Genomic DNA, 18,551 nt, shown 5'->3' with positions numbered 1-18,551 from the left:
TTCCTTCTGGATATTTTCCGAAGCCTTCAGGACGCTGTTCTTTTTCTTGTCTCGTTTCATTTCAACAGGTCCGATTTCCTTCGCCGTCTCCAACGACATTTCATGGAGCGGTACATAGGAAACCCCTACGGTGGTCACGAAATTGTTCATCGCGGATTTGGTTCGTTCCGGGGCATCATGGATGGTTTCTTTCACTTTCTCCAACATCCCCGCGAGCTTGTCTGTCGAGAATTCATCGTCCTTCCGGTTCCCCAGCAGCCAGCAGTAACAGCTCCATCCTGCTGACATTTTCAGTTCGTCTCCGCTTGCGATCCATTTATCGGCAACTTCTTGCGCAATGTCTGCCTCTGCAAGAGTCACGGCTACCACATAATCGGACAGCATATAGAAATATGCACCGTCAATCCAGCGGTCAAAATCCGCTTCGGTCATCGCTTTCGGATCAGCGATGATGCCGGCAAAGTACATAGCGTCGTAGTTTCCGGTGGCGTAAAGCTCTTCTGCCAGCGGCTGATCGATTTTGATTTTCTTCGCGATCGGTTTCATCGCACCCGTTGCAACGCCAAACAGCGGCTCCTCCGCTCCATTGGATATGTACATTTTCTTCATCCGTTCCTTGCCGAGCGCTTCAAGCTCTTTCATTACCGTTTGTGCATCCATCCTACCCATCACTACCTTGGAATGATTGGTCTCAACATTCTCGTCCTTGTTCTTTTTCGAAAAGGACAGCCCTTTCTCGTGAAGAGCTTCCTTCAAAATCCTGACTGCTTTCGGCCCGACCCCGTGAATCTTCAGAATATCGGCTTCGGTCACATCGGTAAATTGCTCAAGCGTGTAAAAGCCGGCGTTATAAAGCTCCCGGTTCGCAGGTTTACTTATCTTAGGCAATTCGCTTTTTGGCGCGGTTTCATTGGTCATATTCAAGCACTCCTCATTGTTTTCTGTTTAGTATAAGTATTCTCGTTAACCCGTGAAGTTCCTTTTTTATGCAAAAAAATCCCTAATGGGCAGCCGGTTGCTAAAAAGCACCGCACGACGCGGTGCTTTTTCCATATAAAAATGTAAGAATCCGTCCACTCATCGAATTCCGTTCATCCTCATTCGATCATATACTCTCATTATTGTAATGACCAATCCAATGAGGAATATCACGGCCAGTAAAATCGCTGCTGCCGGCCAGATGCCAAAAGCATCCATAATAGTAGAACTATTATCTTGCAGTGTCGGGACGATAAAGAAAAACCATCCGACCGCAGCAGCTGCTGCCAATTGCGGGAGCACCCGCAGGAAGTATCTCCAGGCAGGCTGATGTTTGCGTCTTTCCGCCCATTTCTTGCTGCGTAGAATACCCCTGCCTCCTAAAAGTAGATAAATCAAAGTGATCCCGCCAAGTGATAAATCAATGATTGCAGGTATTGGCGATTTCACTTCAGGTTCGTGTCCCTCGGTCAACTGGATGATCCCTGAACTGATTTCATAAGCATGTTCAAATGTAGGGGTGAAGCTATTCAGCAGAACGGCAACAGCATAGCCGCTGCCCGGGACTATGTCCTGCTGCGTTTGAAAGGTGCTTAATGCGCCGCTGTGGGAAATGCGGGCTGGCTTCACGTTTTCCGAACTCAATGACCAGCCGAGGCCGTATTTTTCACTGCCGGGCTGTGGTGAATATGACTCTTCCAATAATTCTTCTGAAAGTAATGGTTCCCCTGTACCCGTTTTCCCCTCATTCGTGTGCATGGAAAGCCATTTCCCCATATCTTCTGCAGTTGAGACAACTCCTCCTGCCCCCATGAACATCTTTTCAAGCTCTGTCCACGGGATTGCGGTCCCATAAGCCGTGACATGTCCTTTTGAGAGCCCTTGGACAGGATCTCCGGAGTTCACGGCAGTCAGCGAATCCTCCATCGCTAAGGGAGAGAATACCTTTTGCTTTAGATAATCAGAGAATTCGATTCCGCTCACTTTTTCTACTAAGTAAGCTAAGAGCCAGTAATTCGGATTGCTATAAGCGTATTTCTCTCCCGGCTGCGATTGAAGTTTAAAGTCATATAAGCGTTCCACTCCTGCTTCCAGGTCATTGGCGGGTGCTACAATGGTTGGACTCGGGATTCCCGAGGTGTGGCTCAATAGTTGACGAATGGTCACGTCCTTCCATCCGGGGTCGTTAAGCTGCACGTCCGGCAGATGCTTCACTACCGGATCATCCAAGTTGAGCTTTCCTTCATCAACCAGTTGCAGAACGGCAAATGCTGTAAATGATTTGGAAACGGAACCGATTCTCAAAGGTGACGTCTCCGTCAAGGGTTTTCCCTCACTATCATGTCCATACCCTGTTTCGTACAATACTCTGCCTTCTTTAACAATCACGATGGATGCTCCGGGGAGCCCGTTCCGTTCAAGATAATCCATAACAAATTCATCAACATCCGCTGTATCTACTAACTCAGCAGCCATAAATGCTGAAGGAACGTTCCATACAATGATTGCCATTAGAAAAATAATACCTAACTTCTTACGCATATCTTTTTCTCCAATCTAATTCCTCTCTTTATCCTTTTGGGTTTCCCATTTACAAACAATCGACAGCTGACCATTTTGAAGCTGTCCCGCAACCTTGCCATTCATCTTCACCATGAAGCTCTTCACAATAGACAAGCCTAATCCGGTGCCTTTACCAGTACGGGAGCGATCAGCCATATAAAATCGGTCAAACATCCGCTCCACATCTTCTTCTGTTAAAGAAGCTGCATCATTCTCCACTATCAGTGCAGCACTTTCATCCTGCTCAGTAATACGGACGATAATCTTTCCTTCTGAGTGGGTAATCGCATTCGAAACCAAATTCTCGATCACCCTTGTCACAGCTGATCCATCCGCGATGATAAATACATCATGATCCGGCAGCTGAATCACCGGTGTATTCTTTTTTTCATTAAAGCGGTCATAAAAATTCATCAACACATCGATTGCTGCATTCTTCAAATTGATCCGTTCACATGTCAGAGCATGATCAGCAGATTCAATCAGGCTCAGTTCAAAGAAGTCATTCAGCAATGCCTCCAGCCTTTTCGCCCGTTCATGTGCAACCGCTAATAATTCTTTTCGCTCTTCTTCTGATACATCATCCGCTTCAGCCATCTGGATGAATCCCCTGATAGAAGTTAATGGTGTCCTTAAGTCGTGAGATATATTGGCAGCAGCCCGTTTCTGTTCATGTTCAAACTGAACCCTTCTGCCATGTTCAGTCACGTACAGATCAATCAGTTTATTAATTTCAAATCCAAGATTTTCAATATTCTTATCAAAAAGTGCCAGATCCACTTTCTTGTTTGTATCCCGGTTGTTATAGTCATGCAGTTGAAGGCTTAGTTTTCTCACTTCTTTTTTCAGCGAAAATAAGCGGATGAATAGATAAGCAATCACGATCAGTATGATGAATGCGGCATAAATCATTTGCTTCCACCCGCTTTTCTTAGTTTATTTCTTTTCGATTGAATAGATAGATCCCGCTTGTTGTGATGACTGTGAATGTGACTGCGCCAATCAGAATGGACGTTAAAACCTCGCCTTTTGCCATGGAAGCCTTAAAAACGTGACTAAATTGATAAAAGAACGTGTGCTCATAAACAAATCTGATCATTGGCGCAGAAGAAAGTTTCTCGACGGCGAACATCACAACGGAAAGTAAAAGTGTAAATAGAATGGTTCTTCCGCTATCCTCCGTTACCATAGCAATCAATAATACAATGGAGGTAAAGCACAGAAAATGAAGTGTAAATAAACTATACACCCGTTCAAGGTACATCACAGCAGAAGGAGAGAATATTTCCGAATACCCAGTCAGGTTGACCACGATTATCGCTGTTAATACTGGAATCACAATCACAGCAAGAATGGAGGAGAGTGAAAAAACAAGAAGTTTCGCGAGATAAATTTGGGATCGTTTATTCCCGCTTAATAATTGATTCTTGATTACACCGCTTTGTGAAAACTCCGTCGAGATGAAGTAGCCAGCCAGTGTACTGACGATCAAATGAAAGAATAAGGGCAGCGTAAATGGAGATAGTGCGTTCAATTCACTTAATCCAGCCTGATCAAAGTCAGTTCCTGATAACAGCCACCAGTCATAGATAACGAGAAGATGCAGCAAGGAACTGAATCCAGTGACCGTTCCGGTTACGACCCAGAATGTTTTATTCCGGTGTAATTTATAGAACTCTGCCTTAACAAGATTAATCACCCTCTACACCTCCCACCAGCTTTGAAAAATAGCTTTCAAGACTGTCCCCATTTTGCGAGAGATGTTCAATGACAAGACCACTATTCGTCAATGCGGCCGAAACTGTTCGTACTTCTTCCACATTATGATAAAGCTTAATCGTGCCATCCGGCATAACTTCAAAATTAGTCGTGGATAACGCTTCTTCCAAAACAGCCGCTCCCTTTGACGGTTGATCGACTTTGATTCTGATATGCTGCTTGCATTTTTCATCCAGCTGTTTCGCCGTCAGTTCCTCCAGCATTTTTCCCTTATGGATAATACCAAAGCTCGTTGCGAGTTGATGGAGTTCACTCAGTATGTGGCTGGAGATTAAGACGGTAAGCCCTTTTTCACGATTTAATTTCTTTAGCAATTCCCTCAGTTCCACGATTCCCATCGGGTCCAAACCATTCGTGGGCTCATCGAGGATCAAGAATTCCGGCTCACTCAATAATGCGATACCGAGTCCAAGCCTTTGCTTCATGCCAAGTGAAAAGTGCTTTGTTTTCTTCTTGCCGGCATTCGTAAGACCTACCAGTTCAAGGGTTTTCTCAATACATTCTTTCCCCGGAATCCCTTTTTGCAGTCGATGGACTTCCAAATTATCATAAGCACCCATATTCGGGAAAAGGGCAGGATTTTCAATGATCGCACCCATCCTTTTCTGAGCATCGGTGATCTCCTTTGGATTGTTATTTCCAAATCGTTCGATCGTTCCGCCTGTTGGAAAAGTAAGCCCGGTTACTAAGCGCAGCAAGGTTGATTTGCCAGCACCATTTTGGCCGATGAAGCCGTAAATCTCGCCTCTTTTAATTGTGATATCAATGTTTTCAATGGCGAATTCATCTTTATATTTTTTTGAAAGATTGTTTGTTTTTACAATGTGTTCACTCAAGCTAATCAGCCTCCCTCATTTGCCCTTCATATAGAATGACGGATAAATCGTAAGAAAAGCTTAAGGAAAAGCTTAAGAAAACCTTAAGATTTAAGCCGATAGCCCATCCCCCATATCGTTTCAATGTACTCTTCACCTGGATTTGCTTTCGAGAGTTTATTCCTCAGGTTACTCATGTGAACATTCACTGTGTTATCGTCCCCATGATAAGGTTCGTTCCATACACTTTCAAACAGATTGGATTTTGAGAAAACTTTAGCGGGCGTCGTTACGAGGAGGACTAATATTGCGTATTCACGGCCTGTCAACATAAGCTTAGTATCATTCACCATTACTATTTTTGCTTCTGTATCTATATTAATATCTTTATAGGTTAACGTTTCTCCAATTGTGGTTTCGTATGTATTCTTATATCTCCGCAGCAAAGAATCCACACGTGCAGATACTTCTTCCACATCAAATGGCTTTGAAATAAAGTCATCTGCACCAGATCGCAGACAATCAATTTTTGTCTGCTGCTCACTTTTTGCTGAAATAATCATGACTGGAACCGACCTCTTCGACCTGATTTCTGCAAGAATATCCTCCCCTGTCATTCCAGGAAGCATCAAATCCAACATAACCAAGTCCCACCTCTTTTGTTCCAAATAAATCATCGCTTCCGTTCCAGAATAAGCAGGCTGAGGGACGTATTGACTCTTTTCAATAATCCTGCACAACAATTGATTGATATCATTATCATCTTCAACGACTAAGATGTTGATTGGTGAAGTGGACATGTTTGTATTCCTCCTATTAAATGAATATCCTTTGAAAATCCAGCGGTACATCGACATCGAGTGTTGTCACCCGTTTAGTAGTAGTATTCTCGTTAAGTACTGCCGTTCCTTTTTTCCTGCACAAAAAAAGAGCTGCCGCTATGACAGCCCTTTAGATACAATTTACGATTCACTGCTCAACACAGGCTTACCCGCTTCGACCAATACTTGGTCGCGTCCGAGCATAACAGAAAGCATGATCGTCAGAATCCCGGTTCCGATGAGGAGCCATTCGATGTCGATGATGTCTGCGATGGGACCGAAAATAAGCATCCCGATCGGCATCATCGAGGTCGAGATCATTCCCATCACCCCGAACACTCTTCCCAAATAATTTTCTTCGATTTTCTCCTGCAGCAGCACCATTGTCGGTGTGTTGAAAATCGGCATGGCCACTCCGAATAAAGCCATGAAGACCAGATACATCCAGAAGATCGGAACGATTCCAAGCGATAAGGTGCAGAATCCCATTATCATGCTTGCGAACGTCATCGTGGCAATTTTGTTTTTGAATCCTCCCCAGGAAGCAATGATTCCGCCGCCTGCCATCATGCCGATCGAGAAGGCAATTTCGATGGCCGTCAGTTTCCAGATATCATCGCCGAAACTTCTCGTGACCTGGAGCGGAGTCAAGAAAGCCGCCGGTGCCATTAAGACAAAGAAGATGGAGAAGAACAGGAAGAACTTCTTCAGGAATCCGTGGCTGTTGACATATTGCAAGCCTTGTTTAAAGTCGCTGAAATAGCTTGTCGTTTGTTTGCCCGCGGCTTTTTGATGCACCGAAATTTTCAAAAAAGCAAGCAATGTAATGATGGCAATGGCTGCCGTAATGACATCGATGAAAAAGATGATTTCGATCGAAGCCATCGCGAGGAATGCCGCACTGACCATCGGTGCAACGAACATGATGACAGCCTGGATGCTTCCATTTGCCCCATTCACCTTCGTCAGCTTATCCTTCGGTACAATCTGCGGCAAAATCGCGCCGACAGCAGGTGTCTGAATGCCGGTACCAAGTGCACGGACCGCTGCCATGACAAACAGCAGCCATATCGAGTCATATCCCATCAAAAAGAGGACCGCGAGAATCAACGTCGAAAACGCAATCAGCCCATCCGAAAGAACAATCAGCATCTTCCGGTTATAACGATCCGCCCACACACCCGCAACCGGGGATAAAAGGAAGGTCGGGATAAACCCGCAAATGATGAACAGCGTCATCATCAGACCGGACTCCGTCGTAAGCGTGATATGCCACATAATCGCATACTGCACCAGCGCCGACCCGAACAGCGAAATCGTCTGACTGCTTAAAAAGAGAATAATATTCCGTAACCAATTCTCTTTATCATTATGATTGACCATATCCATTTCATATCCACTCATTTCTATAAGGTTGATAAAAACAAGCCCAGCCTATATTCATTTTTTTTGAGACAACAAAAAAAGAAGGGAGACTCCTCCCCTCTTTTTAAAAATAACCGCTAAATAAAGGTTTTCTTTAAAAATAGACAGATCCATCCCATTGCCCAGAAAATAGGCAGAGCCTCCAAACGTATTCAATTAACGAGTGAAAAACCGGAACGCAATCTCATCGAAGCTGTCAAAAGAAAAACCTCCATTTCTATTATATGTAAGTTAATAGTAGCAGAGGAATGACGGGGTGGCAATGGTTTTTGTAAAGGTTCAAAGGGACAGATCCATCGGCCCATAAATAAGGACGGGCCGAATGAGCAAACCGTCAATCAGGCACCATTAATGTTCGTGAGAAGCCCGATTACTTTGCTGGCAGATCAATGAATCCATTTGAGGATGATGGTCACTGCTTTCCAGCTGAATGGTGACATGTCCGATCCCTTTATGATCCAGTTCGTTTTCTATTGCAGACAATAGTTTTTGGCTATCCTTTATGGTACTATCCCCATCCACAACCGCATGACAAGAAAGCGCGTTTTGCCCGCTCGTGATGCTCCATACGTGAAGGTCATGGATACTCTTGATTCCCTGGACATTTTCTATCGTTGTGATAATCTCATCCAGCTCTACATTTTTTGGTGTCCCTTCCATTAATACGTGGATTGCATCCTTCATCACTCTCCATCCGCTGATCAACACAAGGAACGCTACAATGACACTCGCTGCCGGATCCGCCCAGCCCCAGCCGAAAAAGATGATGAGCAAGGCTGCGGCAATCGCACCCACAGAGCCAAGCAGATCACCCAGCACATGAAGAAATGCCGCTCGTACATTTAAATTTTCCTCTGTATCCCCTCTCATCAAAATCCAGGCAACAAAGATATTGACCACCAATCCGATTGAAGCAATGATAAGCATTCCAGTAGATGCCACTTCAGGCGGCTCCATAAAGCGGTGATACGCTTCATAGAAAATATAAAGCGAAATGAGAACAAGAGTCACCCCATTAAAGACAGCAGCCAAAATTTCAAAGCGTTTATATCCATACGTCTTACTGTAGTCAGCTGCTTTTTCTCCCAATGCGAACGCAGCCAGCCCCACCCCGAGTGACACTGAGTCACTCAGCATATGACCTGCATCGGATAATAAAGCTAGACTGTTTGTCATGAAACCACCGATCGCTTCAACAATCATGTATCCCGTAATAATGATGAAACTGATCAGCAATGCTTTCTTATTTGCGCCATGTGCATGATCATGGCCATGGTCGTGCCCCATAATTATTACCCCCTTGCGATGTGATATTACATATATGAATATGTAATCATATATACACATTATAAGTTCATTAGAATTTATTGTCAAATAGGTAGGGCCGGGTGGTCTCCAGCTTGTAAGGAATTTGCCGTGTGTATCTGAAACAAACGATGTGATTAGAATGATTCTAAGTGGCACGTAAAATGGGATTTTGGCTTGTATTTTGGAAAAGTGGCTTGTATATCACGAAACTGGAATGATTATTTTGAATGTGGCTTGTATATCGTAGATGTGGCTTGAAAAATGAAAATCCGGCTTGATTATTGCCGCTCAAAGTATACCCCAGCTTCGAAACAGCAGGATTGATCTAGTATTTTTAGCTTGTAAGAGAAGATTTTGTCTTTTTCAGCTAAATAGATGGAATTTGGGATGAAATTGAGTAAAAAAGTAGAGTGCAGCACACAAATGGTACCAGATTCCTGACCCCCAAACAGAATTTCCGTCCGCCGAGACAAGGTACCTGTCCCCTTGATCCAACAACCCCCCTACAAATATTAAACAAAAAAAGCTGCACTCTACTAAGAATGCAGCCTTCTCCTAATTACGATTACATACCATACCAATACTTATTATTCTGAATCTGGGTGTTATGGGCTGGGTGCCAATAATCTACTGAATAGGAATAGTCATAGTTCATGACACAGCGAATGCCGCTGCCTTGTGCATCATGGCCGAGTCCATAGTTATGGGAGAACTCATGCTGTGCCGCTTTGGATGTGTTCGTGACACCCTGATCCAGGTTTACACTGAATGCTGTTCCCGGATCGGACGAGTAAACGTACGCAATCCCGCCAGCTTCGAAATTCGCATCTCTTGTGAAACCTACCACAAAGTCATAATTATATCCGGACCAGTCCCTGTTTAAGTCTGACAGGATCTGAGAACTGTTCCCGCCTTGAGACGTCCAGTTCCCGACTGCCTGCACCTGAAAGTCGATGCCGTGGTCACGGGTGAACGCATTATCCGCATTCTCTACGATCTGCTGCACGCGGCTTTGCCAATCCCCATAGGCAGCACGGTATTCTTCATCAGCGACGGCCAGTACGGTAACCGTCCTTGTTGCCTGCGCCTTCGCTTTTTTGCTTGTAACTTTAGGAAGATTGCTCTTCGTTACGGTCTTATTGACCACTTTCCCTTTTTCATTCAACTCTACGACACTAGTAGATTTCTCAATCTTAGCAGGTCCTTTGTCAGGGGCATATTCCTTCGCTTTCGGCAGTGAATCAATGTACGTGGAAGCTTTCGATGCATGTTCATGATCATGATGATGATGGCCTAATTCAGATGGTACCTTTGCCAAGCCAATGGCAGGTGCAACAGTGATGGATAATGCGAGTGTAGCGGTAAGAATTTTTTTCAGATTCATAGGGAATCCTCCTTTATTTGGTATACCTGTTAAATTCGGAGAAATCCCCTTATTTCCTGCTAATTAGACATTGGGAAACATCGGGTTAAAAGTACTAGAAGGAATGAGGTGAAAAGATAGATTTCAGGTAAAATTTTCATGAAATGGATGTGGTTGTTGGCTGTTAATTTTAATGCGGGAAGCTGTTAACATGAAGTCTATTTCAGATTGCCAAAAATAAAGGTACGAAAACGAATTGATTGTCGAATTGCCGGCTACAAAAAAACTCTTTTACAACCATTCAGTATTTAGTATGCATAAACGCTTACAAGTTTCATAGAAGATACACCGAATAAAAATGTAAAAACGGGGGACGAACCCCACGCTTCTTTAGATTATCAACTTAACCTGCTTCACTATTACGCCTTTTCAAGCCCGCTCCCCCCGATTCAATATCCCTAAATATTCCTTCCAAGGCCCCACATCTTCCCTGTAACGATTGGATAGGACCCGGACAACCTGAGAAAGATGGGTCAAATCATGGACGACCCAAGTGGAAACCAATTCCCGGGCACTGACTTTGCCAAAAGCAGGATGCATGCCCGTCGCATCAAGGGAGTGCCTGTGTTTAACCACTAACTCTTTTAATTCATTCAAGTTCGAAGATCTCAGTGCAGCAAATTCCAACAGTTTCTCTTCAAGACTTCTTGAAGCTCCCTCTTCCAGGTGTGAAAAACGATCAAAAGGAGGAAACACGGTCTTTTCCCCGTCATGGAAAATCATTTTCAACCTCGGTATCCAATTGTGTTTCTCTCCTTCGATTAAGTGTTCCACAACTTGAATCGCATTCCAGGTCCCCTCTCCTTCATCACACTCAAGCCACCCATTCGACAGTCCTGTAAGGAACCATTCAAGGGTTTTCGGAGTTCTCTCCAAGATTTCGATTCCTTCATTTAAGTGAAAGTTCATATGTTTTCCTCCTAACAGAGTCGATTTCAACCAATGCTCTACTCTATTATAATGTTTAATTATTTTAATTATCACACTATTTCACCCCTATATGGAAACCGTGGGGACAACCAGTCTCTGCAAAAAAACAAGATACCTGTCCCGCCGATTCTACCAATTCCCCTATCAATCAGCGTACATTTTATTTTTTAATAGGTAGGAACAACAATCATTTCCTTTGTACCGCCATATGATATACCGAAACAGAAGAAGGGAGGTGATGAGGTATGGGTGCAACAGTTCCTGGACAAGCTCAGACAAATAATGGAGGATTTGATTTCTTCAGCTTGCTGCTTGTATTACTTGTCGTGGCGTTCCTGGTTACTTTAGGGATTGCTCCAATCGCAGCATTGATCATTGGTATCGCTCTGTTATTGATCCTGGTCATTGGTGAGTTGTTCTAGTTGATCAAGTGAGTTCATAGAGTACGGTTTCTTATATCCGCCATAGCAGTGATTTCCTCACCGTACTCTGTACTCATTCAAGAAAGGATGAAAGGGGGAACCCGCTTGAACGAAAATGATAAACTCATTAAAGACCTATTCAATTTAATAGAGGGTCAACTAAAAGGTACCGATGGGAATCAATCAGGTCTGGATCAGTTAAAAGCCCTGCTTAATGACCAAGGTGCGAATGACAAGCGCCAAAAAGGAAATAAGAGAAAGAAAAAAAAGAAAGATTGAAAATAAGGCATTATTAAGCCGGCCGCACCATGCGGCCGGCTTCATGCATTCTCACACATACCGATTCACTTTACACCCACAAATCACATCATCGGATCCGGCATTCCATAACTTTGAAAGGTATTCTTCGTGAACTTCGGTGTATCGTGAACATACGGCGGTGCTGGAGCAAGCTTTGGCTTACCGGCGAACGGACCCGGCTCACTGAAATACTGGAATTGTGATTTCCCATCCATGCTTGGTCCGCTTGCCCATCTGCCGGTTTTACTTGCCTCACCTCTCGACAGGTTATAGAAATCATATGCTACAGCTTGCTTTTCAAGCTCTCTAGGGAAAGTGGTCGGTACCACGACATCCCCCTCCGCTTCCTCAAGCTCGGCAATGGCTGCCAACCATTGATTCTGGTGGGCTGTGTCCCTGGCGATGAGGAAGGATAGAGTATCCCTCACTCCAGGATCATCAATCAATTCATACAGTCTGACTGCCTGCAGTCTTCCTTGTGATTCAGCTGTTAAGTTCGCCCGAAAATCTGCGAGCAGATTTCCGCTGCCTCCGATGTATGCTGCCGTCCAGCGGTTCCCGACACTGTCAACCGGCATCGCACCCAGTCCGCTGACAATCGCATGCTGAGGGTTCATCCCGCCCATAATCGCTGCGACCACAGGGTCACTTTTGTACCCTTCCTCCTGGACAGAAGCCGGAGCCCCATCCAATAAGTTGGCTATCAAAGTGGCCAATAACTCCACATGGGCCATTTCCTCCGTTCCAATATCCAATAACAAGTCTCTGTATTTTTTATCAGCGCGGCTGTTGAATCCCTGAAACAAATATTGCATCATGACGGAAATCTCACCATATTGGCCGCCTAAGATTTCTTGTACCAGTTTGGCGTTAACTGGATTGGGCTTTGTCGGTTTCGCTTCGTACTGTAATTCTTTAATATGATAAAACAAGGGCAGTCACCTCATCAGTTATTTACTTACCCAGACAGTGTATGAATAAAGTGCCTATTCGGTTCATCGGTTTATTCTGAGGCAGCGGGTCTTTTAGAATTACTGTGGAGGTTGGTCTCGTCTATTTGTACGTGCTAAGACTTTGCTTTACCGTGGGTCAAAATTCAAAAATTCATTATCGAAAATGAAGATTTTATTATTAAATAGAGGAGTCCACTCTGCCTCCACGATCAATCATACGGTGAAATTATCAAGTTAATCCGGTTATTATCAAATATATCCTGTTATAGTCGAATTCCGTTTGTTAATCGAACTGACTACGCTCCCGCTGCGCGACCCCGAGACCCAAACAGCCTGCCCGTATGAGAATTCCCCTTAAACACCAGACAAATCACTCTACTCAACCATACAAAAAAAGCCTGCTGAACAACCAATCAGCAGGCTTTTTATCATGTATTTTATATAAAAAGACTGATCAACAGTGAAACACCGAAACCGACCAAGGCGATGATGGTTTCCATGACCGTCCAGGATTTGAGTGTTTCTTTCTCGGTAAGTCCGAAGAAACGATTGACCATCCAGAATCCGGAGTCGTTCACGTGAGAAGCGATGGTTGCACCGGATGCAATCGTAATGACGAGAAGTGCAAGCATAGGACCGCCGATTCCGAGTGAATCGATGATTGGCGAGATCAAACTCGCTGTTGTGATCATCGCGACTGTTGCAGAACCCTGTGCGATACGTACGGCTGAAGCTACGACGAATGCGAACACGATGATCGGAACATTCAGGTTAGACATGGTTTCGGCCAGTACATCCCCGACGCCTGTTTCTACCAGTACTTGTCCGAACACGCCACCAGCACCCGTAATCAAGATGATGATACCTGCAGGTTCAAGTGATTTCGTTGCAATCGTTTGGATTTCTTCTTTCGTATATCCTCTTCTTGTTCCTAACAGATAAAATGTGAGAAGTGCAGTGATTGTCAGGGCAACGCCAGGGTCACCAATGAATGCCATTGTTGCTCTCAGATTATTTCCTTCTGCCAATGTTGCACTAAGAACCGTGTTAAGGAGAATCAGTAAAAGCGGGAGCCCGACTAATGTTGCAATCATACCGAAGCTTGGAAGTTCTTTCACATTCGGATCTTCTTCTACTTCAGGAATCATATTTTCAGGAACCTTTACGTGGATTTTCTTTGAGATATACGTTCCAAATACAGGACCGGCAAGGATTGCTGCTGGAATACCACACATCAGACCAAACAGAATCACCCATCCGATGTTCGCTCCCAATAGGGACGATACCGCAATCGGTCCTGGTGTCGGCGGTACAAAGCTGTGAGTGACAGCAAGACCGGCGAGGAGTGGAATCCCGTAGTATAGCAGTGATTTCTTTGTCTTTCGGGCCAAGCTGTATAGAATAGGAACGAGAATAACAAATGCTACATCAAGAAATACAGGTATGGAAATAATGAAACCTGTCAGCATTAATGCCCAATTGACTCTTTTTTCTCCAAATTTCTTCATTAAGGTGAGGGCAAGCCGTTCTGCACCACCAGATACTTTCAAAATTTCACCGAACATGGCACCGATCCCGATAATGACGGCAATCTCTGCGACAGTGCCTCCCATCCCGTCCTGTACGGCTTTCAACACCTCTGCAGGACTTAATCCTGCCACCAAACCAATGATATAACTGACCAAGATCAAAGCCAGAAACGCTTGAAGCTTCGTTCTCATGACAAGGAACAGCAATAATGCCACACCTAATGCAGCGATCAGTATCAACATGCCTCCACTCATACATTTTCCTCCTTTATAAAATCACATATGGGATTTATATTCATATATGTGATTGATTTGACCATATGGTAACACAACACTGAAAGCGCTTCAATACAAAATTTAATTATTTTAATCATGTGCTATTCGTATACTTTTTTTGATTACATACAAAATTATACCAGAACTAGGGTAAGAAGCATGTTTCGTATTCCTTTTGAGTTCGAAAACAGCACGTGGACACAATATAACTAATCATCGGGATTGATACGAAAAGTTTTAATAAAATCATTTTAAAAAACAAATATAGTTGACTGAAACGCTTTCAAATGATAGGGTTCAATTATCAAATCGCATTTGTGATTTAAAATCTCATATAGGATTTTAGGTGAAGATATGTCTGTTAAATCAGCAAAAAGAGTTCTCGACATTTTTGAACTGCTGGCTGCCTATCCCAATGGACTGACAGTTAAAGAAATCAGCCACCTTCTGTCTGCACCTCAAAGCAGTACTTTCAACGTCATTAAGACACTTGAAAGTGAAGGGTACCTTTCACAGGACAACGGGAAAAAGTATAAACTTGGCGCGAAACTGATCCATATTGGCAGAAGTGCCATGGATTCGTTTGACCTGTCAGTGGTGGGCACACCCTATTTAACAACACTGATGGAAAATGTACAGGAAACGGTTTTTATGGCTGTACTTGCAGAAGAAGAACTTTATTATATAGCCAAGATTGATAATAACCGGTCCATCCGGACGACTGCACAGCCTGGTTTCAGGAAACCTTTATACTGTACAGGGCTAGGCAAAGCCTTTCTGGCATTCATGCCTCCCCGTATCCGTGAACAAATCATCGATGGGACAGAATTGGTTCCGATAACCGATAAGACCATCACGGACCGACAAGAGTTGGAAGCGCAATTGGAAGCATTTGAACGGCAGGGCTACAGCATTGATGACGAGGAGAATGAAGAAGGACTTTATTGCTTGGCAGCGCCGGTCTATGGTGCAGGAGGAGAGCTTGCTGCTGCAATCAGTGTCGCCGGACCAAAGGAAAGGATGCTTTCAAGGAAAACTGCAATCATCCAATCTTTAACGGAAACCGCCAGCAAGATTTCAACGAATATCGGCTACACACAACACAATGAAGCAAGGAGGAGATGACATGGATGTCGTCGCTATCGGTGAAACGATGATTCAGTTTACCCCTCAATCCCAGGGGTTGATGAGACATGCTGAATCGTTCAATGCCAAAATCGCCGGAGCCGAAACCAATACATTAATCGGGCTGTCCCGACTTGGGCATACAACCGGCTGGATCAGCAAGCTTGGAGAAGATGAATTCGGCCGCAGAATTATGATGTCTATCCGCGGAGAAGGCGTCGATACAAGCCAAGTTCAATTAGATCCTCAATTCCGGACCGGTACCTTCTTCAAGGAAATCATTCGGGAAGGCGAAGTCAGGATCCAGTATTACCGTGAAAACTCAGCGGCAAGCACACTCAAGCCCGGTGACATACAGGAAAACTATATCGGGAAAGCAACGTATCTTCTCATCACCGGGATTACCCCTGCACTGAGTCCGTCTGCCAAAGAAACGATCTTTCAGAGTATAAAATTCGCTAAAAAGCATGGCGTCAAGATTGTCTTTGATCCCAATCTCCGGAAGAAACTATGGGATGAGGAAACCGCCAGGCAGACCCTTTTGGAAATCGCCGGCCAATCTGAAATCGTCCTCCCGGGCATAAGTGAAGGGCAATTCTTATTTGGAACAAATGAGCCGGAGAAAATGGCCGAGTCCTTTTTACAGCTTGGCGCGTCACTTGTTGTTGTAAAGACTGGGGAAGAAGGAGCATATTACGCACAAGAACACACCAGCGGCTCCGTCAAAGGGTTTGAAGTCGGGAACATGATTGATCCTGTCGGGGCCGGAGACAGTTTTGCAGCCGGTCTGCTATCAGGGTTACTGGATAAAGAGAGTATAGATGACTCAGTGAAACGAGCTTGTGCAATGGGAGCCCTGACTGTGACGGTTAAAGGCGACTATGAAGGCCTTCCGGATAAAAAGCGGTTGGAACAGTTCATGAGCAGTGTTGAAAAAGAAGATATTTCACGATAAGGAGAAGTGACGATAATGGATGTTCTTTCAACGATCAAACAGGAAAAGATGATTGCAATCATACGCGGATCCGAACCCGGAGATGCCCTGGCCATTTCAAAAGCCCTATACAGAGGAGGGGTCCGGGCGATTGAGATCACACTTAATTCTCCCGGTGCACTTACCTCGATCGAGAAGGTACGTTCAGAAATGGCAGATGACCTGGTAGTAGGAGCGGGAACGGTTCTCGATCCGGAATCCGCCCGCTCAGCATTGCTGGCAGGCGCTCAGTTCATCCTCTCCCCTTCGCTCCATATTGATACGATCAAGATGACGAAGCGATACGGGGCAGTCAGTATTCCCGGTGCCTTCACGCCAACCGAAATCCTGAAGGCATATGAAGAAGGCGGTGACATCATCAAGGTCTTCCCTGCTTCTTCTCTCGGCCCTGATTACGTTAAGGACATTCACGGTCCTCTTCCGCAGATCCCATTATTGCCTACTGGGGGAATCGACCTGAATAACATTGCTGAGTATATCGCAAAAGGAGCAGCAGGTGTAGGACTCGGCAGTTCACTCGTGAATTCCAAAGAAAGTGTGACGGAAGCCTATCTAGAGAAACTCACCCAGACGGCACGTCAATTTAAAGCTAAAGTAGAATCGGTTCAATAATTCGAGGAGGTTATCATTGTGAAGATTACAGGTTACGAGCTCTTTAAGGTAGCACCAAGATGGCTGTTTTTAAAAATTGAAACGGACGAAGGCATCACCGGCTGGGGAGAACCCGTCATAGAAGGCAGAGCCGAAACGGTACGTGCCGCTGTACATGAACTAATGGAGAATTTAATCGGGAAAGACCCTGCGCATATCGAAGATCACTGGAACATGATGTACCGCTCCGGGTTCTACCGCGGCGGGCCGATCTTAATGAGTGCCATCGCAGGAATTGATCAGGCATTATGGGATATTAAAGGGAAATTCTTCAACGCCCCTGTCCATCAGCTGCTCGGCGGGAAATGCCGCGATTCCATCAAGGTCTACTCCTGGATCGGCGGCGACCGCCCAAGCGACGTCGGTACTGCTGCAAAGGAAGTTGTTGACACCGGCTTCACCGCTGTTAAGATGAACGGTACGGAAGAGCTTCAATATGTGGATTCGCACGAAAAAATCGATCAGGTATTGGAACGCGTGGCAGCTGTCCGCGAAGCAGTCGGCCCATATGTCGGAATCGGAATCGACTTCCACGGCCGCGTCCACAAACCGATGGCTAAAACATTGGCAAAAGAGCTGGAAACTTTCCGCCCGATGTTCATCGAAGAGCCGGTACTGCCTGAAAATAATGAAGCACTTAGAGAGATTGCCAATCACACCTCCACGCCAATCGCAACCGGAGAAAGAATGTTCTCCAGATGGCAGTTCAAACCATTGTTGACGGATGGATATGTCGATATCATTCAACCTGATCTCTCTCACGCAGGCGGGATAACAGAGTGCAAAAAAATCATCTCAATGGCAGAAGCTTTCGATGTAGCAGTCGCTCCACACTGCCCACTCGGCCCGATTGCACTTGCAGCCTGCCTCCAAGTGGATGCGACATCCCATAACGCTTTCATCCAGGAACAAAGCCTCGGCATCCATTACAACGTCGGCAGCGACCTTCTGGATTACATCACGGACAAAGAAGTATTTAAATATGAGGACGGCTACGTAAAAATCCCTCAGGGACCCGGACTCGGAATCGACATCAACGAAGAACACGTACGCAAGATCGCAGAAAACGACGTCGACTGGCACAACCCGATCTGGCGCCACAAAGACGGCTCAATCGCAGAGTGGTAGTCACAGCAAGTTTAGTAAATGGAAACCCGGTTTATGTAACCGGGTTTCTTTTTGTATTCCTGTAAGCAGGGCAAACGGGAATCGCTTTTTAAGAAATCAAGGCACCTGAGCTTCCAGTACAAAATTTACCA

Annotated in this window: 18 protein-coding genes; 6 read left to right on the top strand and 12 right to left on the bottom strand. The window is 44.9% G+C overall.

The genetic code is table 11. The features are described 5' to 3' along the window. The 10 genes from HP456_RS01760 to HP456_RS01710 form a co-directional block, all read right to left on the bottom strand. Positions 1–660: DNA alkylation repair protein (locus HP456_RS01760; RefSeq protein WP_172248298.1), on the bottom strand; the 660-nt coding region annotated here is incomplete at its 3' end. Between the two features lie 417 nt (positions 661–1,077). After that, positions 1,078–2,520, bottom strand: coding sequence for a serine hydrolase domain-containing protein (locus HP456_RS01750; RefSeq protein WP_172248295.1), 1,443 nt, complete (start codon positions 2,518–2,520; stop codon positions 1,078–1,080). A 15-nt stretch (positions 2,521–2,535) separates the two neighbouring features. Continuing rightward, positions 2,536–3,453: a sensor histidine kinase gene (locus HP456_RS01745; protein WP_172248294.1), complete on the bottom strand. Its 918-nt coding sequence runs from the start codon at positions 3,451–3,453 to the stop codon at positions 2,536–2,538. A 19-nt stretch (positions 3,454–3,472) separates the two neighbouring features. Beyond that, positions 3,473–4,240: an ABC transporter permease gene (locus tag HP456_RS01740; protein WP_172248293.1), complete on the bottom strand. Its 768-nt coding sequence runs from the start codon at positions 4,238–4,240 to the stop codon at positions 3,473–3,475. Continuing rightward, positions 4,233–5,156: an ATP-binding cassette domain-containing protein gene (locus HP456_RS01735; RefSeq protein ID WP_172248292.1), complete on the bottom strand. Its 924-nt coding sequence runs from the start codon at positions 5,154–5,156 to the stop codon at positions 4,233–4,235. Before HP456_RS01735 ends, HP456_RS01740 begins: the two co-directional genes overlap by 8 nt. 83 nt (positions 5,157–5,239) lie before the next feature. Next, the gene (locus HP456_RS01730; RefSeq protein ID WP_172248291.1) at positions 5,240–5,935 is read right to left on the bottom strand and encodes a response regulator transcription factor; all 696 of its coding nucleotides are present in this window, start codon (positions 5,933–5,935) and stop codon (positions 5,240–5,242) included. A 162-nt stretch (positions 5,936–6,097) separates the two neighbouring features. Further along, entirely contained in the window at positions 6,098–7,345 is a 1,248-nt protein-coding gene (locus tag HP456_RS01725; protein ID WP_172248290.1) for an MFS transporter, read from the bottom strand. Between the two features lie 384 nt (positions 7,346–7,729). After that, positions 7,730–8,668, bottom strand: a complete 939-nt coding sequence (locus HP456_RS01720) for a cation diffusion facilitator family transporter (RefSeq protein ID WP_172248289.1) — start codon at positions 8,666–8,668, stop codon at positions 7,730–7,732. A 586-nt stretch (positions 8,669–9,254) separates the two neighbouring features. Then, positions 9,255–10,073 carry a zinc-dependent metalloprotease gene (locus tag HP456_RS01715; protein ID WP_172248288.1) on the bottom strand — a complete coding sequence of 273 codons (819 nt, stop codon included), beginning with the start codon at positions 10,071–10,073 and terminating at the stop codon, positions 9,255–9,257. A gap of 408 nt (positions 10,074–10,481) precedes the next feature. Continuing rightward, complete coding sequence (locus HP456_RS01710) at positions 10,482–11,021, bottom strand: DinB family protein (protein ID WP_172248287.1); 540 nt, start codon at positions 11,019–11,021, stop codon at positions 10,482–10,484. A 266-nt stretch (positions 11,022–11,287) separates the two neighbouring features. On the opposite strand from HP456_RS01710, the gene HP456_RS01705 reads away from it, so the two are divergent. After that, positions 11,288–11,464 carry a hypothetical protein gene (locus HP456_RS01705; protein WP_172248286.1) on the top strand — a complete coding sequence of 59 codons (177 nt, stop codon included), beginning with the start codon at positions 11,288–11,290 and terminating at the stop codon, positions 11,462–11,464. Positions 11,465–11,569: 105 nt separating this feature from the next. After that, positions 11,570–11,743 (top strand): hypothetical protein, encoded by a 174-nt coding sequence (locus HP456_RS01700; protein ID WP_172248285.1) that lies wholly within the window; start codon positions 11,570–11,572, stop codon positions 11,741–11,743. 83 nt (positions 11,744–11,826) lie between these two features. Here the strand turns inward: HP456_RS01700 and HP456_RS01695 are convergent, their stop codons facing one another. Next, the gene (locus tag HP456_RS01695; RefSeq protein ID WP_172248284.1) at positions 11,827–12,696 is read right to left on the bottom strand and encodes a manganese catalase; all 870 of its coding nucleotides are present in this window, start codon (positions 12,694–12,696) and stop codon (positions 11,827–11,829) included. A gap of 458 nt (positions 12,697–13,154) precedes the next feature. Further along, positions 13,155–14,501, bottom strand: a complete 1,347-nt coding sequence (locus HP456_RS01690; protein WP_172248283.1) for a GntP family permease — start codon at positions 14,499–14,501, stop codon at positions 13,155–13,157. A 375-nt stretch (positions 14,502–14,876) separates the two neighbouring features. On the opposite strand from HP456_RS01690, the gene HP456_RS01685 reads away from it, so the two are divergent. The 4 genes from HP456_RS01685 to dgoD are packed head-to-tail and all read left to right on the top strand — an operon-like array spanning position 14,877 to position 18,420. Beyond that, complete coding sequence (locus HP456_RS01685) at positions 14,877–15,647, top strand: IclR family transcriptional regulator (RefSeq protein WP_172248282.1); 771 nt, start codon at positions 14,877–14,879, stop codon at positions 15,645–15,647. Position 15,648: 1 nt separating this feature from the next. Next, positions 15,649–16,602 (top strand): sugar kinase, encoded by a 954-nt coding sequence (locus HP456_RS01680; protein ID WP_172248281.1) that lies wholly within the window; start codon positions 15,649–15,651, stop codon positions 16,600–16,602. A 15-nt stretch (positions 16,603–16,617) separates the two neighbouring features. Further along, complete coding sequence (locus tag HP456_RS01675) at positions 16,618–17,253, top strand: bifunctional 4-hydroxy-2-oxoglutarate aldolase/2-dehydro-3-deoxy-phosphogluconate aldolase (protein ID WP_172248280.1); 636 nt, start codon at positions 16,618–16,620, stop codon at positions 17,251–17,253. An 18-nt stretch (positions 17,254–17,271) separates the two neighbouring features. Beyond that, entirely contained in the window at positions 17,272–18,420 is a 1,149-nt protein-coding gene (dgoD, locus tag HP456_RS01670; RefSeq protein ID WP_172248279.1) for a galactonate dehydratase, read from the top strand. Positions 18,421–18,551: the final 131 nt, after the last annotated feature.

Origin of the sequence: Bacillus haikouensis (assembly GCF_013179555.1) — a bacterium.
In the GTDB taxonomy this organism is placed as follows: Bacteria; Bacillota; Bacilli; order Bacillales; family Bacillaceae_B; genus Rossellomorea; species Rossellomorea haikouensis_A.
The sequence above is the reverse complement of the archived record's forward strand: the minus strand, read 5'-3'. Positions and strand labels throughout refer to the sequence as shown.